This is a genomic window from Frankia sp. AgB32 (assembly GCF_023243045.1).
In the GTDB taxonomy this organism is placed as follows: Bacteria; Actinomycetota; Actinomycetes; order Frankiales; family Frankiaceae; genus Frankia.
The window spans coordinates 1-25,901 of sequence record NZ_JALKFX010000121.1 but is presented as its reverse complement, the minus strand read 5'-3'; the positions used below and the strand labels follow the sequence as shown (position 1 = coordinate 25,901).

Below are 25,901 nucleotides of genomic sequence, written 5' to 3'. Positions count from 1 at the left end.
CTGTTCGCTCACTGGGCGTGGATGCCTAAGTTCTGACGGATCAGGTGAGAAGGGCGGAGTGACGAGAGATCGTCACGCTCCGTTCTGTGGGAGCCCGGGGGTGAAATTCCCCCGGGCTACCCGGCGACTACAGACTTTGAACGGTGGGGGCCTGGTTGATCAAATCCGGTGTGGCTGGGTATGGGCTGATCGAAATCGGCTGACCTGGATCCGCCAGTAGCGGCTGATGGTGGGAAATAGATCGTTAGAATGTGATTGGGTACCTGCCATGCAGTGAAAATCGGCTACCACGCAAAACGAAGCTCGCTGGCGACATGCACCCGCCAGGTGTTCATCCGGATCAGGTCGATCAGGTCACGGAAGCAGGGCCCGAGGGCGCACGCCGGGCTGAGCCATCTGTCGGTGGCGGGCCTGGTAGCGGTCCGCCAACCCCCGACGAGCTACGCCCACACCACCGGCCGACCGGCCGCGGCAAACCGGGTTGCAGGCCCGGGCGGATGCCGCGGGGCTGATCACCTGGGAGGTGTCGGTGGACTCGACGGTGGCGCGGGCGCATCAGCATGCGGCGGGGGCGTCGAAAAAGGGGATCTCCAGCGGGAGTCCCCGGGTGGTGTTGACACCGAACCGGCGGATCATGGGATCGGGCGGTCCCGGGGTGGGTTGACCACCAAGCTGCATCTGGCCTGCGAGCAGGGGCAGAAGCCGCTGGCGTTGCTGGTCACCGCCGGGCAGCGCGGGGACAGCCCGCAGTTCACCGCGGTGCTGGGCCTGATCCGGGTCCCTCGGCCGGGACGGGGCCGGCCCAGGACGTGTCCGGATCGGGTACTGGCGGACAAGGCGTACAGCTCGAAGGGGAACCGGGCCTACCTGCGCCGGCGCGGGATCCGCGCCACCATCCCGGAGAAGACCGACCAGGCCGCGAACCGGAAGAAGCTCGGCAGCCATGGCGGGCGGCCACCCCACTTCGACCCGGAGGCGTACAGGCAGCGCCACGCCGTGGAGTGCGGCATCAACCGGCTCAAACGTCACCGGGCGGTCGCGACCCGCTACGACAAGCTAGCGGTCGCTACGAAGCAACAGTCACCATCGCCGCGATCAACGAATGGCTAGGACACCCAGGCGCCGGCCAGAGCCCAGTTGGCCTCTGGGGCGATGGTGTATGAACGGCGACGTCTGCCTGCGGGCCGTCAGGCCCTCGTCGTGCTGGCGTCTTTGCAGGTCCTCGTCACGATGGAAACTGAAAGTGTCGGCTGGATGTCATTGCGCTGTCGATAACACCCTTCTGTGATGGCTGTTCACAGGGGGCCCATCATCTGTGCGGTAAGCGAGAGCGCGCAGACAAGCGTAGGTGGTGGGGCTGCAACCAGCGGGATTCCATGGCAGTCACAGGCCGCCGTGGAGTCGGTGTCCACCGCTGCCGGCGTGCCTGCGACACCGGCGCCGCCGGCACCGATCAGGCGTGCCATCGGCGGCGCCAGCATCCCGTTTCGCGATGGCCCCGACAGCGACCCGCCTTCCGCCGCGGAGTTGGATCTGTGCTCGGCGGTCAGCGGCGCGCAGCGGGGTGACGAGGCGTCGTTCCGGGTGCTCTACCGGGCGGTGCAGCCAGGCCTGTTGCGATACCTGCGGGTGCTGGTGGGCGACGACGCCGAGGACGTCGCCTCCGAGGCATGGCTGCAGATCGCTCGTGATCTGTCGACGTTCCGCGGGGACGCCGACGGGTTCCGCGGCTGGGCGGCCACGATCGCGCGGCACCGGGCGCTCGACCATCTACGCAGGCGGGGCCGCCGCCAGCGGGAGGACATCCCGGTCGAGCTGGTGACGGTGCCGCTGGCCGGGCCGGACGACACCGCGGACGAGGCGTTGGAGGCGATGTCCACCGAGCGGGCCCTGCGGCTGATCGCGGGCCTGCCGTTGGACCAGGCCGAGGCGGTGCTGCTGCGGGTGGTGCTGGGATTGGACGCGAAGACCGCGGGACAGGTCCTGGGTAAGCGGGCCGGTGCGGTGCGTACCGCGGCGCACCGTGGATTGCGCAGGCTCGCCGAGCAGCTCGCCGCGGTCGAGCACCTCGACGGGCACCTCGACGAGCAGGGGGATCAGCAGGGGGATCAGCAGGGCCGGTCGGCCAGGGGAAGACGAACATGATCGGGATATCGGCGGGCGGCGATGACCACGGGTTTCGGCCGGGTGTAACACCGGCGAGGACTTCGACGCTGAAGGACGTGAGATGAGCACACACCGACCTCGTCCGGACGGTCGGATCGACGCGCGGCGGCTGCTGCGCGGCGACCCGGTCAACGCCGGGATCGGTCCGGATCCCCTTGCCGATCTGCTCGCCGCCGCGTCCGCTGTGGCCCGCGACGGGGAGCTCGACGGCGAGGAGGCGGCGGTGGCCGCCTTCCGGGAGGCGCGTCTCGTTCACGTCCCCCAGCCGCGGAGAAAATCGATGGTGAAGTTGATGCTCGCGCACGCCCTGACCATGAAGGTCGCCGCTGCGGCGGTCGGAGCCACCGTCCTCGGCGGCGCCGCCGTGGCCGCCAGCACCGGAGCCCTGCCGTTCACCGGCACAGGCGGCCACCCCGTGTCGGCGACGGCTACCCCCTCCGCCACCGTCTCGGCGTCGCTGCTCGCGCTGTGCCACACCTACACGGCGGCCGCGGCGAGCGGCGCCAGCCCCGCTCTCGACTCCCCGGGCATGACCACCCTGATCACCGCCGCCGGCGGTCGCGACCAGGTAGGCCCCTTCTGCCTGCGGGCACTTCAGGCTCAGATCGGCGCCACGGTCGCACCGGGCGCGCAGGCCGATACCCGTGTTGGCCCGGGCGGTGTCGGGGCCGGGGCCGCCGTCGGGCCGAACGCGGCCGTGAGCGCGACCGCGGGTCCGGGGGGCGTCGGGATCGGCGCCCGCGTCGGAGCGGGCACCGGGGTGGGCGCCCAGGCGGGGCCGGGCGGCACAGGTGTGAGCGCCACCGCCCCGGGTACCGCCGCCCGGGCCAGCGCCGGACCGGGCGGCCTCGGTCTCGGTCTCGGGGCCACCGCGCCGGGCACCGCGCCGGCCACCGCGCCGGCCACCGCGCCGGCCACCGCGCCGGCCACCGCGCCGGCCACCGCGCCGGGCGCGCAGGCGGGTTCGGGCGGCGTGGGTCTTGGCGTCACCGTGCCGGGTGCAGGTGTCGGCGCCAGCGCCGGACCGAACGGCGTCGGTCTTGGGGCCAGCGTGGCACCGACACCACGCCACTGACCCTCAGGGCCGAGCCGTCGAACCGCGGGCGGTCAGGAGCCCACAGCGCGACAGATAGGCCCCTGCCAGGCACCCGGGCGCCGTCGCCGGGCCGCCGCTGTGACCATGACCCCGGCGGCGAGCCTCCCGCCAAGGCAAGCCCGGGTGCCCCGGCTGTGCCGCCGGGACGAGGCCGCGTAACCGTCAGACACGTCGCGGTCGGGACGCCAACGAGGGCAGGCCCCACACCCGCTCCGACGAGGTCCAGGCCGGCGAAGAACAACGCCGCCCTCGAACCCCTGCGCCCACCCGAATGGACATACCCTGCTACCTACCCCGACCTGCCTGCACGGGCCGCACCGGTGCAGGCAGTGCACCCGTTGCCGGGTTCCTCGAGGTGTGGACGCTCTATCGGAACCGGGAACCGTGCGGGCAGATCACTGTGATCGGCTGCACCCGGCGTCGCGGCTCTTGTGCGGTGCTGCACCTGGCCGAGGCGCTGCCGATCGATCTCGACATCGGCACCGAACTCGGCGAGAAGCTGCTGTCCCGCAAACGCCTGCATGATCTTCGGCATGGGAGTGCGAGTATCCAGACTGCCGGGGGCGTGTCGACATCACCCTCGTGTCCAAGCGGCTCGGCCACGCGTCCCCTGCGATCACCGGACGCCTCCACGCACACCTGCTGCGTTCGGCCGGGCAGGAGGTCCCCCGGACCGCTGCGGACGCCGTCCCGCGGCGGGTGGTGCGGCAAGCGCGGCCACACCCCGGCCACAACGATCAACGATCATGATCCAAGTTAGTACGGATTGCCAACCATGCAGGCCATGACGCTGTTTTGGGGTGGGCCGTCAGGGACTCGAACCCTGAACCCGCCGGTTAAAAGCCGGCTGCTCTGCCAGTTGAGCTAACGGCCCCGCGCAGCGATCGTACCTGGGCCCGATGGTCTTGGACGTGTCCCTGGGAGCGAGCCGGGCGGCGTGATCTGGTCGGGCTCCCGACAGGGCCTGGTTGCTCAGAACGTGCCGGCCGGCTCAGGACGGGGCGAAGTGCACGGGCAGTGCGGACAGACCACGGGCCCAGACGGACGGGCGCCAGACCAGCGCGTCGGGAGAGATCGCCAGGGTGGCGTCGGGCAGGCGGTCGAGCAGGACCTCGACGGCGGCACGGGCGATCGTCTCGGCGATCTCCTGCGCGGGGTACGGGCAGCGGTGATCTCCGTGGCCGAACGACATGTGCGCGTGGTTGCCGCTGGGGATCTCGAAGGAGTCGGGGCGTACCTGCGGGTCGGTGTTCGCCGCGGCGAGGCCGAGCAGGAGCAGGTCGCCGGTCTGGATGTGCTGGCCGGCGAGCAGGGTGGGGCGGGTCGCGTAGCGGCCGGCGAAGATCTGCTGCGGGGTGTCCTCCCACAGCACCTCGGTGAGTGCCTGGCTGACGCTGCGCCGACCGCCGGAAAGCGTGATGGCGAACCGGTTGTCGGTGAGCATCAGCCGCAGCGTGTTGCCGATCCAGTCGGTCGTCGGCTGCTGGCCGAAACCGACGAGCATCAGCAGGTCCCAGTGCGCCTCGTCGTCGGTCGGCCGGGACGGATGGGCGAGGATGGCCGAGCCGAGGTCGGCGGCCGGGTCCACCTTCCGCTCGGCGATCAGGTCGCGGAAGAAGACGACCAGCCGCTGCTGCGAGTCGAGCGCCTCCGGGCCGGTGCAGTCGGCGGTGTCGGTGATCATGCGCAGCAGGTCGGGTAACGCGTTCTCGGCCACGCCGCTCAGCCGGCCGAGGACCAGGATCGGCAGCGCCCGGGCGTACTCGGCGATGAGGTCGGCCTCGCCGCGACCGGCGAAGGCGTCGATCAGCTCGTCGCACACGCGCTCGCAGGTTGACCGCAGCTCGAACGGGTCGACGCCGGCGAGCACGTCGTCGACGATCGCCGAGCGGCGCTCGAACTCGGCGCCCTCCGTCTGCATCGCGGCCGGCGTCCAGGTGGTGAGCGTGCGCAGCGGCCAGTCCGGCGCGACCCGGTCGGCGAGGTGCCAGCGGCGGGCGTCGCGACCGAACAGCTCCGGGGTGTTCGTCACGTAGTGCAGCTCGCGGTAGCCGAGGACGAGCCACGCCGGCACGTCGCCGTCGAGCAGGACCGGCGCGACCGGCCCGTGGACGCGGCGCATCTCCCGGTAGACCTGCCCGGGGTCGCGCCGGAAACGCGGGCCGTAGAGCCGGGTCGCGGCGGGGCCGCCGGGGTTCGCGGTGAAGCCGGGATGGACGTGCGGATGGGTCACGACGAGTGCTCCCGGGCGGTGGACAGGGCATAGAGATGATCTACCAGCGCGATCAGCACGGACTTGCTGGACGCGCGGACCCGGGCGTCGCATTCGACCAGCGGGATCTCGTCGGCCAGCGACAACGCGCCGCGCAGTTCCCCCAGCGTGTGTTCCGGTTCGCCGAAGTTGTTACGCGCCACGATGAACGGCATGCCGTGGTGTTCCAGCCGGTCGATCGCGTACCACGAGTCCGCCACCCGTCGGGCGTCGACGAGGACGATCGCGCCCAGCGTCCCGCTGAACAGCCGGTCCCACAGGAACCAGAACCGTTCCTGGCCGGGCGCGCCGAACAGGTAGAGGACCGTCCGCTCGTCGAGGGTGATCCGGCCGAAGTCGAACGCCACCGTGGTCGTGGTCTTGTCCCGGACGATCCCGGTGTCGTCGATGCCGACACCCGCGTCGGTCATCGTCTCCTCGGTGCTCAGCGGACGGATCTCGCTGACCGCGCGGACCAGCGTCGTCTTGCCGACGCCGAAGCCGCCGACGATCACGATTTTGTGTGCGTCGGTGACCGTGTTCGCCAGCGGGGCGTCCACGCGGGCGAGGGCGGCGCGCGCCGGGTCAGAGTTTCCTAAGTCCACCAAGCACCTGCCTGAGAATTTCCGGATGGGGAAGGTGAGCCGGGCCGGCGGCGCGGGAGGGCGCCCGCGCCGACACCCGGCCGGTGCCGTGCAGGTCGCCGAGCAGGATCATCACCACGCTCACCGGCAGCCGCAGCTCGGCGGCGAGTTCGACGACGGCGGTCGGGGTGCGGCAGATCCGCAGGATCGCGGCGAGCTCCGACTGCATCCCCGCGTTCGGTTCGCTCTCGCTCACGATCAGGGTCACGAGGTCGAAGGGGAGCCGCTCGGACCGGGAGCGCCCGGCGGTGACGGTGTAGAGCCGGTCCGGGCTCTCCCGGTCGATGGACTCCCGGATCATGCGTCGACGAACCCGCGCCGGATCACGCGCGGCGCCGCGGCAAGGTGCTCGCCGATCTGCTCGACCAGCTCGTACATGTTGTGCCCGATCACGCCGGGGTCGGCGTCCTCCATCGCCACGACCGCGAGGTGCGCTCCCGCGCCGGCCTCGACGATGAACAGCAGCCCCCCGTGGAACTCGGTCATGGACTGCCTGACCCCGCCGGTTCCGTCGCCGAACTCCATGGACGCACCATGCGCGAGGCTCTGGATGCCGGAGGCGATGGCGGCGAGCTGGTCCGCCTGATCCGCGCCGAGCGCGCGGCTGTGACACAGCTTGAGGCCGTCCTTCGACAGCACCAGGGCGTGGTGGGCGCCCGGTGTGCGCTCCAGCAGGTTCTCCAGCATCCAGTCGAGGTCGCGGGTTCTGGGGTTCATGGCCGCCTCCGGTGGTGCGTAGGTGCTGTCAGGAGTTGCCGTTGGCCCACGCTGAGTGGCCGTCGGTGGTGAGGCCGGACGTCTCGGGCTCGCGTCTGGGCAGGAACCAGGTCTTCGGTGTCGAGCCGACGACCGGCCGGGACGGTGGCAGCGCCTGGCCGTTCGGACCAGGGTTGCCCGGGGTGGAGGCCGTCGGGTGCGGGGTGGAGGCCGTCGCGCCCGCGGGAGGCGTACGCGCACCCGCTGCGGACGTCGTCTTCGCCGGTGGCGCCGGGGTGCCTCTCGCTTCCGGGGCCTGGACCGCGCCCGGGTCGCCCACCGGGCGTTCGCCCCGCGTCGCCCGGTGGAACGCGCTGAACCGGGCGCCTGCCTCGGCAGGCGACGCCGCTGCGGGCCGCTGGGCTGCCGGGGCCGTGCGGCGGGTGGCCGCGGCCGCCATCGTCTCTCCTCGGCGCCGTTTCGGTAGCTCCCTTCCGCTCGGGTGGGCTCCCGTCCCGGCTGGCTCACCCCCGGTGCCTGGTCGACGCGGAAGGGCTGCCAGGTCCGGACCGGTGTGCTCCGCCGTCCCGCCCGTCGCCGTCCCGCCCGTCGCCGCGTTGTCGGCTGCCGTCGGTGCGGCGGCTGGTTGACCCGTCGTAATGCCTTCCATCGAGGCGGCCGCGCTGGTTGCCCCGTTCGCCGCGGTGGCCGCCCCGACCGCGAGGGATCCCGACGGCGCCCGGGCCGGGCGGGGCAGGGCGATCAGCCGGCGCGGGATCATCACGACCACGCCGGTACCGCCCCGCGAGGACGGCCGGAACGACACCGTCAGCCCGTGCTTGCGGGCCAGCACGCCCACGACGGCCAGGCCCAGCCTGGTGCCCGACAGCGTGGTGAGATCCAACGGTTCCGCGGAGACCGCCAGCTCGGCTCGGCGCAGCGCCGCCGGCCCCATGACCAGGCCACCGTCCTCGATCGTGACGACGATGCCGGCCTGGACCTCCTCGACGTACACGTGCACCTCCTCGGAGGGAGGCGAGAAACGGGTCGCGTTGTCCATCAGCTCGGCGAGGGCGTGCATGACGCCTTCCGCGGCATGGCCGGCGATCGCCGTCGTGCTGGTCGAGTGCAGCCGGACCCGCTGGTAGGCGCTGATCCGGCCGACCGAGCCGCGCAGGATGCTCTCCATCACGATCGGCCTGGTCCACCGTCGCCCGCTGCGGGCGCCGGTGAGCACCGCGATGCTGTCGGCCAGCCGGCCGGCCTGCGCGGTGTTGTGGTCGAGCCGCAGGAGGTCGCCGAGGACCTCCTCGTCGTGGCGCTCCTCCATCTCCCGCAGGTCCGCGAGCATGCTCGTGGCCAGCGCCTGGACCCGACCGGCCGCGTTGGCGCACGCGGCCATCGCCGCCGCCCGCATCCGCTCGCCGCGACCGATCTCCGTGGCGAGCACACGCATGATCTGCTGGTAGCCCTCCAGGGCACGGCGTTCCGTTTCGTCGACCTCGCCCTCGACCTCGCCGGCCATCGACGCGGCGGTGGGGCGGACGTCGCAGCCACCGACCTCGGCCAGCGCTGTGTCGGGCGATGTGCCCTGGCGCAGGGAGGACACCATGGTCGGCAGCCTGGTCTCGGCGAGTTCGGCGATCCGCAGGTTCTGCGCGACCATGCGACCGCTCAGGCTGGTCAGCCGGCTCTCCAGCTCGGCGACCTGACCGCGTAACCGCCGGGCCGCGCGGCCGCGGGCCGACGCGAGCCCGACCGCCATCAGCAGGACCGCGAAGGCCACCGCGGCGGTGGCGATGAGCCGGGGCCGATCGGCGGTGTCGATCCGCGCGTTCGCCCAGCCGCCCAGGCCGGCGACGGCCAGCGAGGCGATCAGGAGAAGGCCGGGCGCCCGGTCGACGGCGCGTCGGCCCCCGCGGCGGGAGACGGAGGCATGTGACGGCATGAGAAAGGTCCCCGTCAGCGGATCGGCGTCAGCGGGCGCGGCGTTGAAGGACTCGGCGCCAAAGGGTTTGGCGCCGGGGGGTTCGGCGCCAGGGGGTTCGGCGTCAACGGGTCCGGCGTCAAGGTGCTCGGCGTCAGAGAACCCGATGCCAGACGCCGGGTCGGACACGTGCACGTCATGGTTGCGAACCCCCCCGGTCCTACCTGCGTCGCCCGTCTGCCGGTCGAGCACCCGGTCAGATCGACGGCCAGCCGAGGCCAACGACAGTGCCGTCCACACTAGGCGTGGATTGCCGGCTGTTCAGCAGCGTGAAGCGGGCTTGCGGGTACGGGCATACATCTAGAGTATTCATTGACCTTGATGTGTGCTGATTGTTTTTTCTTGGGTCCCGATGGTCCCTCGCTGGCGTGCTGAGCCGGCCGTTCTGGACACTGTCATTCGGCTGTCACCGGAACAGCGGTGACCTGCTGATCCGGCTCCGAAGAATGGTGCATTTCCGGCATGCCGCCTGGATTCGCAGGGCTTCTCAGGGCGTCCTCCGGTCACCTGGTGGCCCCCGGTTCGCATCGTCGGCGATCGAATGATCCCGCCCTGCGGCGGTTCGGCGGAGCAGCGGACAACACCTTCCCCGAGGGGGTGCCCGCGGAGCTGGCCCGCGCTACCCGCAGAGCCGGCGCACACCAGCTGTTCGCCGCGGCCACGCCCGCCGGCGGCTACGCAGCGCAGCGCCTCGCGCCGATCTCGCCCGCTTGTGGGTCCCTTTGGGCGACAATTCGGACGCGAAATCAACCGGAAGGACCCACACGGCCCTTCTCCCACGCACCGCCCGGCGAACTGGTCGCCCTGTGTGACTGTGACGCCTTCTCGATGACGTCGCCTGGGGCGGCGGCGCGGACAGGGGTGGGAGATGAGGCCCGCCCCTGTCCGCGCACCGCTGTCAGCGGATCGGCACCCGTCCGGCGCCGAGCACGGACGCTGCGGGCTCAGCCCCGGCGCCCGCTGCCACCATCGAGAGTGATCTGGTCACCGGTGACGATCCCGGCCCGGCGCAGCGCCTCGGCGATGGCACCGTCGGCTGCGCCGCTGCGGCCACCCCGGCCGCCACCGCCACCGCCACCTCCCCGGCCACCGCCAGCGCCACCTCCCCGGCCGCCGCCGGCGCCAGCACCCCGACCGCCACCGACACCAGCACCGGAACCCCGACCGCCGCCCGGACCACCTCGTCCACCGCCCCGGCCTGCGCCATCTCCGCGACCGCCACCATCACGGCCGCCGCCGCCGCCACCACCACCACCACCGCTGCCGCTGCCGCTGCCGCTGCCGCTGCCGCTACCGGCTGCGTCGCGCCCGCGGCTCCTGGCCCCGCTGTCGCTCCGGCCACCGGTGGCCTCCCCGCGGCGAGCCGGCCCGCCGCCGTCCGCACCCGGTCCGCGCCGTTCCGCGTCACCGCCGCGACGCCCGCCGCCGGCGGGCGCACCGCCGATCTCGTCGTCGAGGCGCAGGGTCAGCGAGATCCGCTTGCGGGGGATGTCGACGTCGAGCACCTTCACGGTCACGATGTCGCCGGGCTTGACGACCTCCCGCGGGTCGTTGACGAAGTTCTTCGACATCGCCGAGACGTGCACCAGTCCGTCCTGGTGGACGCCGACGTCCACGAACGCGCCGAAGGCGGCGACGTTCGTCACCGAGCCCTCCAGCGTCATGCCGGGGACGAGGTCCGCCAGGGTCTCGATGCCCTCGGAGAACGCCGCCGTGCGGAACGCCGGCCGCGGGGCGCGGCCGGGCTTCTCCAGCTCGGCGAGGATGTCGGTGACGGTCGGCAGGCCGACCGTGTCGTCGACGAAGTCGGTCGGCTTCAGCGACCGCAGCACCTTCCCGTTGCCGATCAGCTCGGTCAGCTCGCTGCCGGTGGCCGCGAGCATCCGGCGCACCACCGGGTAGGACTCGGGGTGCACGCTGGAGGCGTCGAGTGGATCGTCGCCGCCGCTGATGCGCAGGAACCCCGCGCACTGCTCGAACGCCTTCGGCCCCAGCCGGGGAACCTCCCGCAGCGCCTCGCGGGTGCGGAACGGGCCGTGGGTGTCCCGATGGCGGACCAGGTTCTCGGCGAGCCCGGCGCCGATCCCGGACACCCGGGTCAGCAGCGGGGCGGACGCGGTGTTGACGTCCACGCCGACGGCGTTCACGCAGTCCTCCACCACGGCGTCCAGGGACGAGGACAGCCGCGTCTCGGCCAGGTCGTGCTGGTACTGGCCGACCCCGATCGAGCGTGGCTCGATCTTGACGAGCTCGGCGAGCGGGTCCTGCAGCCGACGCGCGATCGACACGGCGCCGCGCAGCGACACGTCCATCCCCGGCAGCTCGCTCGCCGCGTACGCCGACGCGGAGTACACCGACGCCCCGGCCTCCGACACGGTGACCCTCGTCAGGGACAGCTCCGGATGCCGGCGGATGAGGTCCTCGGCGAGCTTGTCGGTCTCCCGGGAGGCGGTGCCGTTGCCGATCGAGACCAGGTCGACGCGGTGCTCGGCGGCCAGCCGGGCGAGGGTGGCGATCGACTCGTCCCACCGCCGGGCGGGCACGTGCGGATGGATGGTGTCGGTGGCGACGACCTTGCCGGTCGCGTCGACCACGGCGACCTTCACACCGGTGCGGTAGCCGGGGTCGAGGCCCATCGTCGCCCGGCTGCCGGCGGGTGCCGCGAGCAGCAGGTCGCGCAGGTTCGCCGCGAAGACCTTGACCGCGGTCTCCTCCGCGGAGGTCCACAGCCGCATCCGCAGGTCGACCCCGAGGTGCACCTGGACGCGGGTGCGCCAGCCCCAGCGGACGGCCTCGGCGAGCCAGCGGTCCGCCGGGCGGCCCTGGTCGGCGATGCCGAACGCCGCCGCGATCCGCACCTCGTAGTCGGTGGGGCCGGCGACGGGCGGGGTGCCCGGTTCCGCGGGGGTGTCCGGCTCCAGGGCGAGGTCGAGGATCTCCTCCTTCTCGCCACGGAAGGCGGCGAGGATGCGGTGCGAGGGCAGCGAGGTGAACGGCTCGGAGAAGGCGAAGTAGTCGGCGAACTTCGCGCCGGCCTCCTCGCGACCCTCCCGCACCCGGGAGACGAGCACTCCGCGGGACCACATCTGCTCGCGCAGCGCCCCGATCAGGTCGGCGTTCTCGGTGAACCGCTCGACCAGGATCGCCCGCGCCCCCTCCAGGGCGGCGCCGGCGTCCGTGACCCCCTTCTCGGCGTCGACGTAGCCGCTCGCGGTGCCGTGCGGGTCGAGGGCGGGGTCGCCCAACAGGGCGTCCGCCAGCGGCTCCAGGCCGGCCTCACGGGCGATCTGCGCCTTCGTTCGCCGCTTGGGCTTGTACGGCAGGTAGATGTCCTCCAGGCGGGCCTTGGAGTCGGCCGCGAGGATCTGCTCCTCCAGGGCGTCGCCCAGCTTGCCCTGGGCGCGGATGGACTCCAGCACGGCGCTGCGCCGGTCCTCCAGCTCTCGCAGGTAGCGCAGCCGCTCCTCGAGGTTGCGCAGCTGGGTGTCGTCGAGGGTGCCCGTGGCCTCCTTGCGGTAGCGGGCGATGAAGGGCACGGTGGCGCCTCCGTCGAGCAGGTCGACCGCCGCCGCCACCTGCCCCGGGCGCACGCCGAGCTCCTCGGCGATCCGCCGCTGGATGGACTGCTGCGGGACAGATGTCGTCGTCACAATCCTTTGTCCGCCCTCTCGTCCTCGTCTGTTGCCATGCACTGTCGGATCTTCCCGGTCCGGAGGTCCATGGCCCGGGTGTTCGCCGTCCGGGTGTTCGCCGTCCGGATGTTCCCGTCCGGATGTTCCCGTCCGGATGTTCATGGTCGGACCGGCCGGCAGACGCGCGGCCGGAACCGTGCCGACTGCGAGACTACGGGTGATCACCGACAGCTTTCCGGGCGGCCGGCCGGTCCGCGGTGGGTCACCGGCCACCTCGGGTGGCTCGTGGACCCGGCGTTGGCCGGCTCCGCCGGCCGGACGGCGTCCGTCATCGGCCGAGGTCAGTCGGTGTGCCACGGCGTGATCCGGCGTGATCCGGTGTGATCTGCGCCGTTCGATTGCCGTGCTGGCCATATCCCATTGGTGCGACATGACCTATGATGTGCGCGTGTGCATGGGGTGCGGAGCCACGGTGGCAGGACGGCCTCATTCCTCCTATTCTGCCGGTGATCGGCTCGGGCGCGGTGAGGCCACGCCCTGGCCGCGTCCGCCGCGATTGCGGCAGCGGGCGGCGCGGTGAGGCCGGAGCGCACTCTGGGCGATGTCGCCGGCGCCGCACTCGGGACCGCCGGCGCCGAAGGTATTCGGCACGAGGCATTCGTCTACTTCGGTGATGTTGGATTCCTCGGCGCCACTCGGGATTTCGTCCTTGCCGGGCTCGCGGCGGACGAGGATGTGCTCGTCGTGGTCCCGGAGCCAGGAACATCGCTGCTGCGCAGCGCCCTCGGTCGGGCCGTGAAACGCGTCGCTTTCTACGATATGGCCGAGGTCGGAAAAAATCCGGCGTGCATCATCCCGGTCTGGCAGGAATTCGTTGAATGGGGTGTCGAACGCGGTCGCTCCGTACGCGGTATCGGCGAGCCCGTGTGGCCCGGTCGGGCAGCGCCCGAGCTGGGCGAGTGCGCGCTGCACGAGGCGCTGCTGAACGAGGCGTTCGCCGGGCCGCCCAGCTGGCGGCTGCGCTGCCTCTACGAGGCGGGCGTGTTCGAGCCACGGGTGGCGGACGGGGTGTGGCAGACGCATCCGGTGGTCGTCGACGGCGGTCTGGCCCGGTCCAGCTCCCCGTTCCGAGCCTCGGGGCACGGAGTGGCGCCTCCCGGGGAGCCCGGAGTGGATCCGTTCGCCGCGCCGCTGCCGGATCTCGGCCCCCCGCGGGCCGAACTCGCCTTCGGCCCGCGCGACCTGGGCCTGATCCGTGCGGCCGCGGCGGCCGCGGCGCGCGCCGAGGGGCTCAACTCCGACCGGGTCGGCGACGTCGAACTGGCCGTGCACGAGGTCGCCACCAACAGCGTGCGGCACGGTGGCGGTCAGGGTGTCGCCAGATTCTGGTCCGACGGCGGCCTGATCTGCGAGGTGAGCGACGCGGGCCTGGTGGTCGACCGGCTCGTCGGTCGGCGTCGCCCCGAGCTCGAGCTCGGCGGCGGGCGGGGACTTTGGCTGGTCAACCAGCTCTGTGACCTGGTCCAGCTCCGCTCCGCCCAAACGGGCACCACCGTGCGGATGTTCGTGCGAGGCTGATCGCGCGGCGATCGGGGGCGACCAACGGGGGAGGGGGCGCCGGTGAGCACACCGGAGCGCGTCCGGGTCGGGCGGGGCTCGTGGCCCGCGGACGGCCGAGGCGGCACGGTGGCGCCGGCCGCCGACGGCTCCGGCGCCGCCGCGGGGCCGGGGCGCTGCTACGGCGTCGGCGCGGGCGAGTATCCGCCCGCCGGCAGCGCCGATGGTGACATCCTCGCCGTGCGTTCCGCCGTCACGGCGATCAGCCGGGCCCTGAACTGGCACGGCGGCCCCGGCACCCCCGTGCCGACCGGCGGCGCCTTCACCGCCCAGACCCGCGCGGCCCTCGTCGCGTTCCAGGCGGAACTCCAGCCGACGATCAATCGGGATATGTATCTACCGGCCAGCGAGCACAACCCGGCTGGATTCGTGAACAAGGAGACCGCGTACGCGCTGTTCATGCCGATCGCGGACCGGTACGCGTTGAAGTACACGGTCCCCCGCGGTCTGTTGCGCGGCATCACCACCATCGAGAGCAACTGGGATCCGGGCGCCGTGGGTTACTGGACGAACTCGGATTTCGGGCTCTGCCAGTGGAACACCACACTGCCCGAGGTGACGACCTCCCGTGCGCTCGACCCCTTCTGGGCCCTTGACTCCACCGCGCGCATGATGCGGGAGAGATTCGATTCGGACCGGTGGGGCCATAACTGGTTCTATGTCATCGCCGCGCACAATGTGCCAACCTGGGCCGCCCAGTGGGCGCAGGGCGAACTGTCCGACGCGAACGAGGCGGACAAACCCAAGCTCGACCGGATGCGTGGCTACGTGAGCAACGTCCTGGCCCGCGTCTGGTGAGTCCCGGTTCAGTCGCCGGGGTTCACTCCTGGCCGGTCGCGATCCGGTCGATCACGGTGCCGTTCAGCCGGCGGATCCCGATCGGCGCGAAGGTACGCTCGAAGAAACCGCCTATTCCGCTCGCCCCAGCCCAGGTGGTGGTGGCGGTCACCGTGCTGAGTGCCGGCCCGGCGCCGGCGGTGACCTGCCAGCTCGTCCGCAGCGACGAGTTCTGGTCCGCCTCGACGAGGGTGTCCGGCTCCGGCGCGGAGACGGTTGCCTCGATCTGGCGCACCCGTCGGCGGGTGGCCTGCAACCGGTAGGCGATGCGGCTGCCCGCACCGGTGCCGCCGGCGAGGACCTGGTATTCGGAGACGTTGTCCGGCCACGACCGCGACCGCTCGCCCTGGTAGTCGCCGAGGCGCGCGAGTACCTGCTCAGGCGCGCCGGCCACGTCCTTGCGCACCACGACCTTGATCTGGCCCATCCGCCGTCTCCCTTCCTCGCCTCGCCACACCGACCGGCCCCGCGCCGTGGACGGCGCTGGGCCTGACGGCCGCCATCATCGATACGCCCAGCGGCGGCGAAACTGCCCGCCTCGTCGGCCCCGACAGCGCCGGGCGCCGTGGCCAGACTGGCATGCCGGCGTCGGGCGGCGCACCGCGCCCGCCGGAGATGCGCAACTCGATTACGGAGAGTTACATTGCGTGGGGCGACGGCGGTGACCCGAGAGCCGTCGCGGCCCATCCGGGCTGGAACGGGGGTACGCCGATTTCTCGCGCGCGACCGGGACCTTCACGGTCCGTCGGCGATCTGCTCGTCTTCTGCGTCGGCGCGGACCGCCGCGCGGTGGGCCCGCAGGACCGCCCGCGGTTCGTCACCGCCGGTGCACTGATGCTGCTGACCGCCGGACTCGCCACCTATGCGGGAGCGACCGTCGCCGGGATGGGCCTGCACCGCTCGACGTGGGCAGCCCTCCCGTTCGGACTGTTCTACGCGACAGTGATCTTCTTTCTCGACCGCTCGGTGCTGCTGACGTCCCGTACCTATCGTTACCGACGGGACGGAACCGTCCGACCGGGCCGGTCCGGCCCGGCCACGGCGGTGCGCATCTTCGTCGCCGTCTGCGCCGCGCTGCTGGTCGGCGAGTCGCTGCTGCTGCGGATCTTCGCGCCGTCGATCGAGCCGCGGGTGACCCAGCTCCGGCAGGAGGACCTCGGCCGCGCGTTGCGCGGGTGGGACGCCAACCAGCGGGACGAGCAGCAGGCGCTCGCCGCCGACCTGACCACTCGTCAGCACGCCCTCGACACCGCCCACAACCTGGTGACCGGCAAAACGGCGGAGGTGAACTGCCAGCTCACCGGGGGCGGCACCTGCCTGCCCGGGGAAGGACCGGTGTATCGCATCAAACTGGCCGAGCTGGGCGCGGCGACCGCGGCCGTCACCGCGGCGACCCGCGAACGGAACACCGCCCAGAGCCGCCTGGACGACTTCGAACACTCCCGCGACACCCGCCGCGCGCGGTTCCGTGACCAGCAGGCCGGTGTCGTCGACGCCGCGGACGACCTGCTGATCAGGGAGAAGGCGTTCTGGCGGCTGACGACCGCGGACCCGTCGGTGCTGCTCTGGCGGCTGGTGCTGACGTTGCTGCTGCTCGGCGTGGACCTCGGCCCGCTGACGTTCCGTCGAACCCTGGAGCAGACGGAACTGGGCCGCCGGGAACGGCTCGCCCAGTGGCGGGCGCGAGGTGCCGAGGAGGTCGACGCCCAGCAGATCGGTCAGACGACCCGGCACCGGGTGCGGCTCGCGCGGACGCTGGCGGATCATGGCGCGGAGCGCTACGGGCAGTCCGTCCGCCGCCGAGAGGAGATCACCGCCTCGGTCCGCACGGCCGCCGACCTCGCGGACGCCGACGTTGGTCGCGAGGAGATCCGGATCGACCGGGACACCCGGATCCGCGACCTGCGGACCCGCTACCGGGTCCCTGGCCCGGCGCAGCCCGCGGATGAGGGAGCGGCGCCCCCGGGCTGATCGGCCCGGACGTCAGAACCTCGAACGCCAGGACGCCAGGACGCCCGGGCTCGCGGGGTTTGTCCCACGCGTGCTCGGGCGCCCTGGCGTCTCGGGGCGGTCCCGCCGGTCAGTCGGCGTCGGCGCCGTGGCGCCGCCACAACACGGCCACCAGCAGCGCTACCAGCGCCGCTGCGCCGGCCGCGAGACCAGTCGTCCGCGGATTGTCCGCGGCCTTCTGCCGGCTGGTGCTGACGGCGCTGCCCGCGGTGTCGCGAGCCTGCTGCACCTTCGCCGCGACCTGCGGGTGCGCGTCGAGCTGGCGGTGGACTGTCTGCGTCGCCGAGCCCGCCGCGCTGCCGGCGGTCTGGCGGGCCTTCTCGGCGGAGGCGGTGACCTGCGGGTGGGCGTCGAGCTGACGGCGCATCGTCGCCTTCGCCTGGTCCGCGGTGTGCCGGGCCGTCTCGGTCGTCGAACTCACCCGGCGCCGCAGGTCCTGCGCCGTGCGGCCGGCCACCCGGTGCGGGCTGACGCGGTCGGAGAGCTGGTCGAGGTCGCTGCCGAGCCGGGCTCGGGTCGCCTCGATGTCGGACCGGATCTCATCCGAACTTGTGCTGGTCACTGTCACCCCGCCGTTTCGGTAGAAATACTCCTGCGTTCTGGTGTGTCTCCTGCTGCCTTGCCCGCTTGCTGCTTACTTGCGCCGGCTCTGCGCCCACTGGACGTCCTCGCGCAGCGTCTCCACGGTCTGCGTCGGCGCCGGGTGGACCTTGCGGACGGTGGACCGGCCGGTCAGTCCCAGGACGGCGGCGACGACGAGGAGCGCGACGCCGACGATGAGGGCCGCCCAGCCGAGCGCCATCACCTCGCCCAGCCCGAACATGATCGCGAGCAGCACGAACAGCAGCGCGAACAGACCGGCGCCGCCGGCCCCCGCGAACATGCCGGCACCCTTGCCCGCCTTCTTGGCCTCCTCGCGGACCTCCGCCTTCGCGAGCGCCACCTCCTGCCGGAACAGCGTGGAGATGTCCGTCACGACCTCGGAGACCAGGTGCCCGGCCGACTCCGGCCGAGCGTCGCTCGGTGTGCCGGTACTGTCCCGGTACGCCGTGATATCGTCCGGATACGGATTTGCCACCGCGGCTGGATCAGTCCGGGGTGTATCCCGGTGCGTATCTGTCTGATATGTGCTTGCCATAGGGGATACTCCTCGCGGTTTCCGGTGGGGCGTCCGCGTGGCGGCACCCGTGAGACAACGTGTGTGGTCTGCGGAATTCCCGCGTTTGGGCTGCTTAACCGTGTCTGTTGTGGAGTTTGGCGCGCAGCGTCGAGCTGATGCGCTCCGACAGACTTGCTCTGGCGGGCTCCCGGCCGGCTGCGGCGGTGGTCGTGGAGGTGCCGGGCTGCCCGGCGCCAGAGGTTGTCCGCTGGTCGGTGTTCGGGTTGGCCTCGGCGGCACTGTCGCGGGCGGCATTGTCGCGGGCGGAGCTGTCGCGGGCGGCGACGTCCGGGCGGTCCCACGGCTGGCGCACGTCGACGGGTGAGGACTCCGGATACGTCTCGGCCCGCGTCGCGCCGGTCGCCTCCCGGGCCGCCTCCGCGTCGAGCAGCGCGCCGACCAGCACGACCGTCACCGCGTAGTACAGCCAGAGCATGAGGACGACCACGCCGCCGAGCGCGCCGTAGGTCTTGTTGTAGTGGGAGAAGGAGCGGACGTAGAACGAGAAGGCGAGGGAGGCGACGATCAGTGCGACGGTCGCGACGACCGCGCCGAGCGAGGCCCAGCGCCAGTTCGCCGGCGTGTGCGCGGGCCCGAGGCGGTAGAGCGCGGTGATCGCGCCGAGTAGCACCAGCGCCAGCACCAGCCACTGCACCACCATGAGCAGCGTCCGTAGCCCGCCACCTGGGACGTGCGACAGCAGCGCGTCGCCGGCGGTGATGCCGCCGATGACCAGCACCGCGACGACCACGCCGCCGAGGCTCATCGCCACCGCGAGCGCGCGCAGCCGTAGCGGCCCGCGCGTCTCCTCCTGTTCGAAGGCGATGGTCACCGCCTTGATCAGGTTCTGGGTACCGGACGAGACCGCCCACAGCAGGCCGACCAGGCTCAGCAGCAGGCCGATGCCCAGGCCGGAGGGGTTCGTCGTCGTGATGCCCGTCAACCAGTCCCGCAGCACGGTGCTGGTCGACGGCGACAACGACCCGGACAGCTTCGAGATCTGGTCGCTCACCGACTTGGGGCTCGCGACGAGGCCGTAGACGGTGATCACGGCGATCACCGCCGGGAAGATCGACAGAACCGCCCAGAACGCGACCCCGCTCGCCAGCAGTGGGATGGACAGCATCCCGACCTGCGACTTCACCCGCTTGCCGACGGCCAGCCAGCCCGCCCCGGTCACCGACGTCGGACCCCGCCGAGGCGGTTCCACGTCCCGGACGGGCCGGGAGGTCTCGTGCCGCGCGCGGTCATGCGCGCCGGTGTCACGCGCGTCACTGTCACGTGCGTCACTGTCACGCGCGTCACTGTCAGGGGTCCCGTCGTCGCCGGGCGCGGGTCCGTTCGTCATGGCGTGGCGGCGTCCCAGGAGGGCGGACGGATTCATGGCGATCTCCCCTGCCGTTGTGACATGACGGCAGGTGTACCCGCGAGCCGCTGGTCAACCCGCTGGCGAGGCGATCAGTACGCCGATCGGATCAGTCCGTGCGTTCCTGGGGGGAGGAGTGCTCCCAGTCGGCGAGGATGGTGCGGATTCCGGTGACGAGCAGCAACGGCCGGTCGAGCATCACGTGATGGCCGGCGAGCGGGATCTCGATCACTGAGGCGACCCGGCCGAGCAGGTTGTACATCTGCGCGCCGATGTCCGGCGTCACCAGGCCGTGCTCGGCCCGGAACAGCGCCACCCGGCAGTGCACCTTGCGCAGCACCTCGGGCGACGGCGTGCGGTTGCCGAACACGTTCGGGTCGAACTTCCAGGTCCAGCCGCCCTGCACCGAGCCGATCGAGCCGCGGGCGATGTGCTCGATGATGTACGGCAGCGAACTCGGCTGCTCCGGCACGGTGCGGAACCGGGCGAGGGCGTCGGTCGCCGTCGGGTAGACCCGCAGCGGGCCGAACGCGGTGCGGTCGCGGGCGGCGCGCTCCTCGGGGGTGAACTCCTGGACGGGAGAGTCGATCACGACGATGCCGGCGACCCGGTCCGGATACTCGGCCGCAGTGGTGATCGTGACCCAGCCGCCCATGCTGTGGCCGATGATGATCGGCGGTGAGGTGATCCCGGCGTGGTCGATGACTCCGATGACCTCGGCGGCCCACGAGCTCAGCGAGTAGTCGTCGCGGCGGTCGCTGTCGCCGTGCCCGGACAGGTCGAGCGCGACGACCCGGTACTCGCTCGGGATCATGGGCGCGATGTGGTCCCACCAGCCGGCGTGCGCGGCGCCGCCGTGGACGAGCACGATCGCGGGCAGCCCGTCGCCGCCCCAGCAGCGATAGCTGATGGCGGCGCCGGCGACCTCGGTCTCGTTCCGCTCCGGGCGGCGGTCAATGGCGGCCTCGAACCAGGCCGGTGCTTCGTCTTCCATCCCAGTCTCTGCCGTTCGGTTGGTCGAGCGGGGCGATCCGTCCGCTGGTCGGGATCGACCCGCGGCGTGTCCCACCCTGAATACAACACCGGCTGCCCGGGCTCCGGTTGCTCCCGGGCAGGTTGTCGGATTGACGATGGCGCGGCTGGGCAGGTCAGGGATCAAGTTGTGATGCGGTCGCCACCCTGGGTTTGGGGTGCACGTGGGTATGCGGTGGTCGTCGACTCGTCGAGCCATCCGGTCGGCGGCTCCGCCCGCCCGATCGGGCCAGCCGGTCGGCGCGGTCGGTGACTGGTCAGACCATGAAGGAGGAGTTGATGATCGCGCCCTTGCGGCTGTAATGGATGACGCAGTCCTGTAGATCGAGCGGGTGCGCGGGAATCACCCCGGCGATGACATCCTCCTCCCGCAGTCCGTGCAGCGACAGCCCGAATCGGCAGACATAGACCTTCCCGCCCTCCCGGATGAAGGTCTCGATCTGATTGTTGATGTTGTGTTGACCGGGGAAGGCGGAATCGCCGGTGTGCGGAAATCCCCGCGTCGCCATTGTGTTCATCGCACCTGGTCCGTGGAAATAGAGCACGGACTCGAAGCCTTTGCGCAGCGCTCGGGTGGCCTGCAGGATCGCGACAAAACTGACCGACGACTCGTGGGCGATGCCGTGGATGAGGGTCAGGTAGGACTCGCCGGCACCGCCGTGGTAGTCGGGAAAGATCTTGGTTGAGCCGTAGCTGCTGGTGCCCGGGGCCAGGCTCGGATGGGGGATCTCCGCGAGGCTGCGCCGTTCGTTCTCGGCGAGCGTGCGCTCGTGCTGAGCCGGTTCCGGCTGGGCCCGCCGCCGCTGCGGCAGCTCGTTCTGCGTCGGCGCCATGCGTGCTCCTCGATCGGCCCGGGGCGTGAGGACGGTTCGCCGGCGCCGGCGCCGGGCCGTGCCCGCCGACCGCCGGCGACGAGAGCGCGGGGCCGGGTCCGTTGACCGGTGCGGCCGACGATCACGCGCGTTCCGCACGGGATGCAGTCAAGCACCCCGCCGATTCCCACGTGCCCCGAACGGGGCGATCGATAAGTGTGTCGGTGCCTTCTGGTCCGGCCATGGCCGAATCGGACCAGGGTCGGGCGTGGTACGGCACCGGGCATTCTTGGTTTGGCTGACAAGAACTCCGGTGAATTCGGCGGCGCGTGCCGCCGCGGTGCGGTTCAGGGCGCCGGACGACCGGCCGGACACTCGATCGGGCGGACTCGGCGGAAATGGCCCCGCCGCGGGGGATGCTCGTGGCATGCGATACGCGGTACTGGCCGACCTGCACGGGCGGCCGAAGGCCTTGCGGCGGGTGCTGGCCGCCGCGGCGGACGCCGACGTGGACGAGGTGGTCATCCTCGGCGACTACCTGGAGGCGAAGGTGTCGCGCAGGGCGCACGACCCGTCGCGCTACTGGCCTCTGCCGGCGGTCGTCGATCCGGACCCGCTGTTGTGGTCGCGACTCGCCGGGCTCCGTCGCGTCCTGGGCAACCAGGAGCTGCGCATCCGTGAGCTGTTGCGGCCCGAGCAGGTCCCGGCTGACCTGGCCGCCGTTCTCGACGCTCCCGAGTCGGACCGTCTGCACGGCCTGCTCGGCCTGCACGGCCATCAGATTCGCTGGGCGGTCGGCGGCACGCTCGACCATGAGGCGGGCTCGCCGGACCTGGATGTGGATAAGGCCGATCTGTTGGTGCCTGTCCCCGAGGATGTCCCCCGGGTGCCGGTCGTGGTAGTGGGTCACACCCACCAGACCGCAGTGTTCGAGATCCACTGGCCGCATCCACCCGCGGCCTCGTCGCCGTCGGAGCCGCTGTCGATGGCGATGGCGATGGCGGAGTCGGAGTCGGCGGAGGCGGAACGGCGGCCGTCCGTGCGGCGGTTGGCCGCCGGGCCTGACCGGCCGCTTCGGCTACCTGGCGAGATATACCGCGCCGCCCCCGCGCCGGCGGGAGACCGGCTTGCGGCCGCCGAACCGGGCTGTGACACCACGCTGCTGGTCAATGTGGGCCTGGCCCGCAGCCGGCCACACCACTGGCTTCTCTACGACACGGAACGTGGTGAGATTGCCTTCCGTCAGGCCCGTCCGTCGCGAAAAGAACACGGGTAAGCACAATGGGCTTACCGGCGGCTAGGGTCCCTCGGTAGAGCCCTAGGTCCCATCGCGCCCGACAGATGGGGGTCGTAAACTTCAGTCAGTCCCGATGGAGTTCCCACCTGCGTTCCCCCCGTACGCCAGGTGATGCGACTTCGTCGGGACTTCATCATTTTGTCCGTGTGCGGAGCGTCACCCCGTCGTGGTGCCCGGGGGGTGCGGTCCGCGGTTGGCGGGCCCGCCCCTCACCCCGCTCGGGTGAATTCCGGCCCTGATCGTTACCATCCGTGGCGGCTCTGTCGTCTGCGTCGCGAGGGCGGCGAGCCCGGGTGCGGCCGGGGTGGACCGCCGCCGCTCTGCGGTGATCAGCCTGTGGCAGCGTGCCTCGCCGGGTCCGCGGTCCGCCACCGTCGTGTGCGGGCGGCCCCGCGGATGGTGTTCGCCGCGGCCAGCGCGGTCCCCCGCCGGCTCCGTCGGCGGCGGGTGACCGGCGGGTGACCAACTCCCGCGAGCGGTGCTGGACGCGCGACGATGCAGGTCCGCCCGGCCGTGACCGTGTCCGGTCGGGAGTTCGGTCCGGTCGGGAGTTCGGTCCGCTCGGTCGATCGGTGCGGGTGCCGGGTGGCGGCGTGTCAGCGCCGCGCGGATCTCGGGAGGACCAGCCGTGTGGGGGGACCTGGTGGGGGCGCTGCGGCGGGATCACTGTCCGTTCCGGCGCCGGTCTTCCTGGGCGATGCGGACAAAGGTTGTCCCGAGAAGCGTCGCTTTGGCGACAAGGTCGGCTACTTTCGGATAGATGTGAGATGTTTCGTTGGTAACCATCATGGGCCGTGGCCGTGCTGTCGATCGGGATCGATAGCCTGTTTTGGGCATGTACGGACAAAGTCGGTTGTTACCTACGTACGAGTTGGAGGGCGCGGCTGCAGCCGCAGCGCGGATGGCTGGGCCACGCATCGGCGTGCCGTTGTGTCGCGGGTGCCCGTAGCGGCGCCCGCTCACGCGGCTAACTCGGAAGGCAGGGGTGAACAGGTGCATGTCCCCGCGGCGCGCATCGTCTTCTCACCGGAGGATCGCGCGGAGATCGCGTCGGCCACGACCGAGATCCTTTCCACCGGTGCGATGACCCTGGGCGCGCACACCAAGGAATTCGAGGCCGCATTCGCCGCGGCTCATGCTGCCCCGTTCGCGGTGGCCGTGAGCAGCGGAACGGCGGCGCTGGAGATCATTCTTCGCAGCCTGGACGTTCAGGGCGCGGACGTCGTCGTTCCCACCAACACGTTCGCCGCCACCGCCTTCGCGGTTCTGCGGGCGGGAGGGATGCCGGTGTTCGCCGATGTGAATCCGGACACCTTCGCGTTGTCGGCGGCCGCCGTCGAGGCGGCCGTGACGCCGAACACCAAAGCGGTCGTCCTCGTTCACATCGGAGGTCTCATTCCGCCGGATATCGACGAACTCGTGGGGTTCTGCGCGGATCGGGGTCTCGCCCTTGTCGAGGACGCGGCGCACGCCCACGGCAGCCGGCGCGGCGACACTCTCGCCGGCTCGTTCGGGGTGGCGGGAGCCTTCTCCTTCTATCCGACGAAGGTGATCACGAGTAACGAAGGCGGCATGATCGTGACCGCCGACCCGGCGATCCACGAGGCCGCGCTCGTCTACCGCGACCAGGGCAAGGCCGGTTTCCTCGGTAACACCCATATTCGCGAGGGTTACGCCTGGCGGCTCAGCGAGGTGCACGCGGTCACGGGCAAGGTGCACCTGCGGCATCTCGACGAGTTCCTGGCGACCCGCGCCCGGGCAGCCGCCCGCTACGACGCCGCCCTGGACGCCCTCGACGGTGTCAGCCGCCTGCGGCTGCCCGCCGGCGACGTCAGCAACTTCTACAAGTACATCGTCCTGCCCCGGCCCGGCGTCGACCGGGCGCGGCTGAAGAAGGAGCTCAAGGAGCGCCACGGCGTCTCCCTCAGTGGCGAGGTGTACGAGGCGCCGCTGCACCAGCAGCCCGTCTTCAGTAGCTACGCGGGTCGCCCGCTGCCGGTCGCGGAGGACCTCTGCGCCCGGCACGTCTGCCTCCCGATCCACTCCGACATGACCGACGCGGAGGCCGACCACGTCGTGACCTCCCTCGCCGCCGCGCTGGCGAGCCTGGATCTGGGCAGGTGAGCATGAAAATCGCCGTTACCGGAGGATCCGGTTTCATCGGCAGCCATGTCGTCGACCGGCTTCTCGACGCCGGCCACGAGGTCGTCTCCCTCGACGTCGACGCGCGCCCGAGCGACCCGCGCGCCACCAGCCTGCGGGTCGACGTGCTCGACCTGCCCGGACTGACCGCCGCGCTGCGCGGCGCCGACGCCGTCTTCCACGTCGCGGGCATGTCGAACGTCGACTTCGCCTACGCCGACCCGGCGCGTACGGTGCGCCTCAACGTCGAGGGAACCGGCAACGTCTGCGAGGCGGCTCGGCAGGCGGGCGTCGGCCGGGTGCTGTTCGCCAGCACCGTCTGGGTCTACGGCGCGGTCGGGGAGCAGGCGAACCCCGCGCCGCTGACCGAGGACGCCGAGATCACCCTGGCTCGCGCCGGGCATGTCTACACGTCCACCAAACTGGCCGCGGAACTCCTTCTGCACAGCTACCAGCAGACATACGGACTGCCCTTCACGATCCTGCGATACGGCATCCCGTACGGTCCGGGCATGCGTGACGAACTGGTTCTGGCCCGTTTCGTCCGCAAAGCGCTCGACGGCGACTCGCTGACGGTTGCCGGGGACGGCCAGCAGTTCCGCAACTACGTGTTCGTCCGCGACCTGGCCGACGCGCACGTGCAGGCGCTGCGTCCGGAAGCGGAGAACGCGACCATCGCGCTGGAGGGCGCCGAGGCGGTCAGCGTGCTGGAGATGGCCCAGGCCGTCTGCCGCTACTTCCCCGGGACGACCATCGAGCACGTGCCGGCCCGGCCGGGCGACTTCCGTGGCCGGGAAGTGTCCGCCCGCCGGGCGCAGGACGTGCTCGGCTGGCGGCCCACCACGCCGTTCTCCGACGGGGTGCGGCAGTACATCGACTGGTACCTGGCGAATCGGCGGCCACCGGCGCAGGCCGTCCAGCCCGCCGATGACCTCGACGTCTCTGCGGCGTCGTCGGAATAACCGGCGACACCAGAACAAACACGGATAGATCGGCGGTGTGAAGGGTGAGCGGACCATCCGAGGACGGCATCCCGGTGGTGGCTGACGGATCCGGCGGCCAAGGCCGCCCGGTGAGTGGGTCACCCATGGTCGGCGCCCCCCCCCCCCGCCGGGGGGGGGGGCCCCCGCCCGCGCGGCCGGCCCCGGGGCGGGCCG

The 25,901-nt window shown here is 71.6% G+C and carries 20 protein-coding genes, 1 tRNA gene and 1 pseudogene; 9 read left to right on the top strand and 13 right to left on the bottom strand.

Features of this window, described 5'->3' with window-relative positions:
* Nucleotides 1-639: 639 nt before the first annotated feature.
* The 3 genes and pseudogenes from MXD60_RS25625 to MXD60_RS25615 all read left to right on the top strand — a co-directional run.
* Nucleotides 640-1,163, top strand: a pseudogene (locus MXD60_RS25625) (IS5 family transposase); the annotation flags it as partial.
* A 259-nt stretch (nucleotides 1,164-1,422) separates the two neighbouring features.
* The gene (locus MXD60_RS25620; protein ID WP_248822147.1) at nucleotides 1,423-2,145 is read left to right on the top strand and encodes an RNA polymerase sigma factor; all 723 of its coding nucleotides are present in this window, start codon (nucleotides 1,423-1,425) and stop codon (nucleotides 2,143-2,145) included.
* A gap of 82 nt (nucleotides 2,146-2,227) precedes the next feature.
* Nucleotides 2,228-3,241, top strand: coding sequence for a hypothetical protein (locus MXD60_RS25615; RefSeq protein WP_248822145.1), 1,014 nt, complete (start codon nucleotides 2,228-2,230; stop codon nucleotides 3,239-3,241).
* An 822-nt stretch (nucleotides 3,242-4,063) separates the two neighbouring features.
* On the opposite strand, the gene MXD60_RS25610 is transcribed toward MXD60_RS25615, so the two are convergent.
* The 7 genes from MXD60_RS25610 to MXD60_RS25580 all read right to left on the bottom strand — a co-directional run bounded on the left by MXD60_RS25610 (nucleotide 4,064) and on the right by MXD60_RS25580 (nucleotide 12,490).
* Nucleotides 4,064-4,136 (bottom strand) — tRNA-Lys (locus tag MXD60_RS25610).
* Nucleotides 4,137-4,253: 117 nt separating this feature from the next.
* Entirely contained in the window at nucleotides 4,254-5,495 is a 1,242-nt protein-coding gene (locus MXD60_RS25605) for a cytochrome P450 (protein ID WP_248822143.1), read from the bottom strand.
* Nucleotides 5,492-6,118 carry a GTP-binding protein gene (locus MXD60_RS25600; protein ID WP_518468684.1) on the bottom strand — a complete coding sequence of 209 codons (627 nt, stop codon included), beginning with the start codon at nucleotides 6,116-6,118 and terminating at the stop codon, nucleotides 5,492-5,494. The genes MXD60_RS25605 and MXD60_RS25600 overlap by 4 nt, the downstream gene beginning before the upstream one ends.
* A complete protein-coding gene (locus tag MXD60_RS25595; protein ID WP_248822141.1) occupies nucleotides 6,099-6,458 on the bottom strand; it encodes a DUF742 domain-containing protein in 360 nt (119 codons plus the stop codon). Before MXD60_RS25595 ends, MXD60_RS25600 begins: the two co-directional genes overlap by 20 nt.
* Complete coding sequence (locus MXD60_RS25590) at nucleotides 6,455-6,874, bottom strand: roadblock/LC7 domain-containing protein (protein WP_248822139.1); 420 nt, start codon at nucleotides 6,872-6,874, stop codon at nucleotides 6,455-6,457. The genes MXD60_RS25595 and MXD60_RS25590 overlap by 4 nt, the downstream gene beginning before the upstream one ends.
* Before the next feature lie 28 nt (nucleotides 6,875-6,902).
* On the bottom strand, nucleotides 6,903-8,969 hold the full coding sequence (locus MXD60_RS25585; RefSeq protein WP_308222607.1) for an ATP-binding protein: 2,067 nt from the start codon (nucleotides 8,967-8,969) through the stop codon (nucleotides 6,903-6,905).
* An 815-nt stretch (nucleotides 8,970-9,784) separates the two neighbouring features.
* Complete coding sequence (locus MXD60_RS25580) at nucleotides 9,785-12,490, bottom strand: Tex family protein (protein WP_248822136.1); 2,706 nt, start codon at nucleotides 12,488-12,490, stop codon at nucleotides 9,785-9,787.
* Nucleotides 12,491-13,048: 558 nt separating this feature from the next.
* Here MXD60_RS25580 and MXD60_RS25575 point away from each other — a divergent pair.
* Nucleotides 13,049-14,050: an anti-sigma factor RsbA family regulatory protein gene (locus tag MXD60_RS25575; RefSeq protein ID WP_248822134.1), complete on the top strand. Its 1,002-nt coding sequence runs from the start codon at nucleotides 13,049-13,051 to the stop codon at nucleotides 14,048-14,050.
* 42 nt (nucleotides 14,051-14,092) lie between these two features.
* Nucleotides 14,093-14,887 (top strand): transglycosylase SLT domain-containing protein, encoded by a 795-nt coding sequence (locus MXD60_RS29555; protein WP_248822132.1) that lies wholly within the window; start codon nucleotides 14,093-14,095, stop codon nucleotides 14,885-14,887.
* Nucleotides 14,888-14,909: 22 nt separating this feature from the next.
* On the opposite strand, the gene MXD60_RS25565 is transcribed toward MXD60_RS29555, so the two are convergent.
* Complete coding sequence (locus MXD60_RS25565; protein WP_248822130.1) at nucleotides 14,910-15,353, bottom strand: SRPBCC family protein; 444 nt, start codon at nucleotides 15,351-15,353, stop codon at nucleotides 14,910-14,912.
* A gap of 362 nt (nucleotides 15,354-15,715) precedes the next feature.
* Between MXD60_RS25565 and MXD60_RS25560 the strand changes: the two genes are divergently transcribed.
* Nucleotides 15,716-16,897 carry a DUF4407 domain-containing protein gene (locus MXD60_RS25560; protein ID WP_248822128.1) on the top strand — a complete coding sequence of 394 codons (1,182 nt, stop codon included), beginning with the start codon at nucleotides 15,716-15,718 and terminating at the stop codon, nucleotides 16,895-16,897.
* 109 nt (nucleotides 16,898-17,006) lie between these two features.
* Here the strand turns inward: MXD60_RS25560 and MXD60_RS25555 are convergent, their stop codons facing one another.
* From MXD60_RS25555 to MXD60_RS25535, 5 genes are all read right to left on the bottom strand, one after another.
* Nucleotides 17,007-17,498 (bottom strand): DUF3618 domain-containing protein, encoded by a 492-nt coding sequence (locus MXD60_RS25555; RefSeq protein ID WP_248822126.1) that lies wholly within the window; start codon nucleotides 17,496-17,498, stop codon nucleotides 17,007-17,009.
* A 72-nt stretch (nucleotides 17,499-17,570) separates the two neighbouring features.
* Nucleotides 17,571-18,014, bottom strand: coding sequence for a phage holin family protein (locus tag MXD60_RS25550; RefSeq protein ID WP_248822124.1), 444 nt, complete (start codon nucleotides 18,012-18,014; stop codon nucleotides 17,571-17,573).
* Nucleotides 18,015-18,168: 154 nt separating this feature from the next.
* The gene (locus MXD60_RS25545; protein ID WP_248822123.1) at nucleotides 18,169-19,479 is read right to left on the bottom strand and encodes a YihY/virulence factor BrkB family protein; all 1,311 of its coding nucleotides are present in this window, start codon (nucleotides 19,477-19,479) and stop codon (nucleotides 18,169-18,171) included.
* Nucleotides 19,480-19,570: 91 nt separating this feature from the next.
* Nucleotides 19,571-20,455: an alpha/beta fold hydrolase gene (locus tag MXD60_RS25540; RefSeq protein ID WP_248822121.1), complete on the bottom strand. Its 885-nt coding sequence runs from the start codon at nucleotides 20,453-20,455 to the stop codon at nucleotides 19,571-19,573.
* Nucleotides 20,456-20,750: 295 nt separating this feature from the next.
* Complete coding sequence (locus MXD60_RS25535; protein WP_248822119.1) at nucleotides 20,751-21,326, bottom strand: MSMEG_0572/Sll0783 family nitrogen starvation response protein; 576 nt, start codon at nucleotides 21,324-21,326, stop codon at nucleotides 20,751-20,753.
* A 406-nt stretch (nucleotides 21,327-21,732) separates the two neighbouring features.
* Here MXD60_RS25535 and MXD60_RS25530 point away from each other — a divergent pair, with 406 nt between their 5' ends.
* The 3 genes from MXD60_RS25530 (at nucleotide 21,733) to MXD60_RS25520 (ending at nucleotide 25,706) form a co-directional block, all read left to right on the top strand.
* Nucleotides 21,733-22,581, top strand: a complete 849-nt coding sequence (locus MXD60_RS25530; protein ID WP_248822118.1) for a metallophosphoesterase — start codon at nucleotides 21,733-21,735, stop codon at nucleotides 22,579-22,581.
* Nucleotides 22,582-23,595: 1,014 nt separating this feature from the next.
* Nucleotides 23,596-24,726: a DegT/DnrJ/EryC1/StrS family aminotransferase gene (locus tag MXD60_RS25525; protein WP_248822116.1), complete on the top strand. Its 1,131-nt coding sequence runs from the start codon at nucleotides 23,596-23,598 to the stop codon at nucleotides 24,724-24,726.
* Between the two features lie 2 nt (nucleotides 24,727-24,728).
* Entirely contained in the window at nucleotides 24,729-25,706 is a 978-nt protein-coding gene (locus MXD60_RS25520) for an NAD-dependent epimerase/dehydratase family protein (RefSeq protein WP_248822115.1), read from the top strand.
* Nucleotides 25,707-25,901 lie beyond the last annotated feature (195 nt).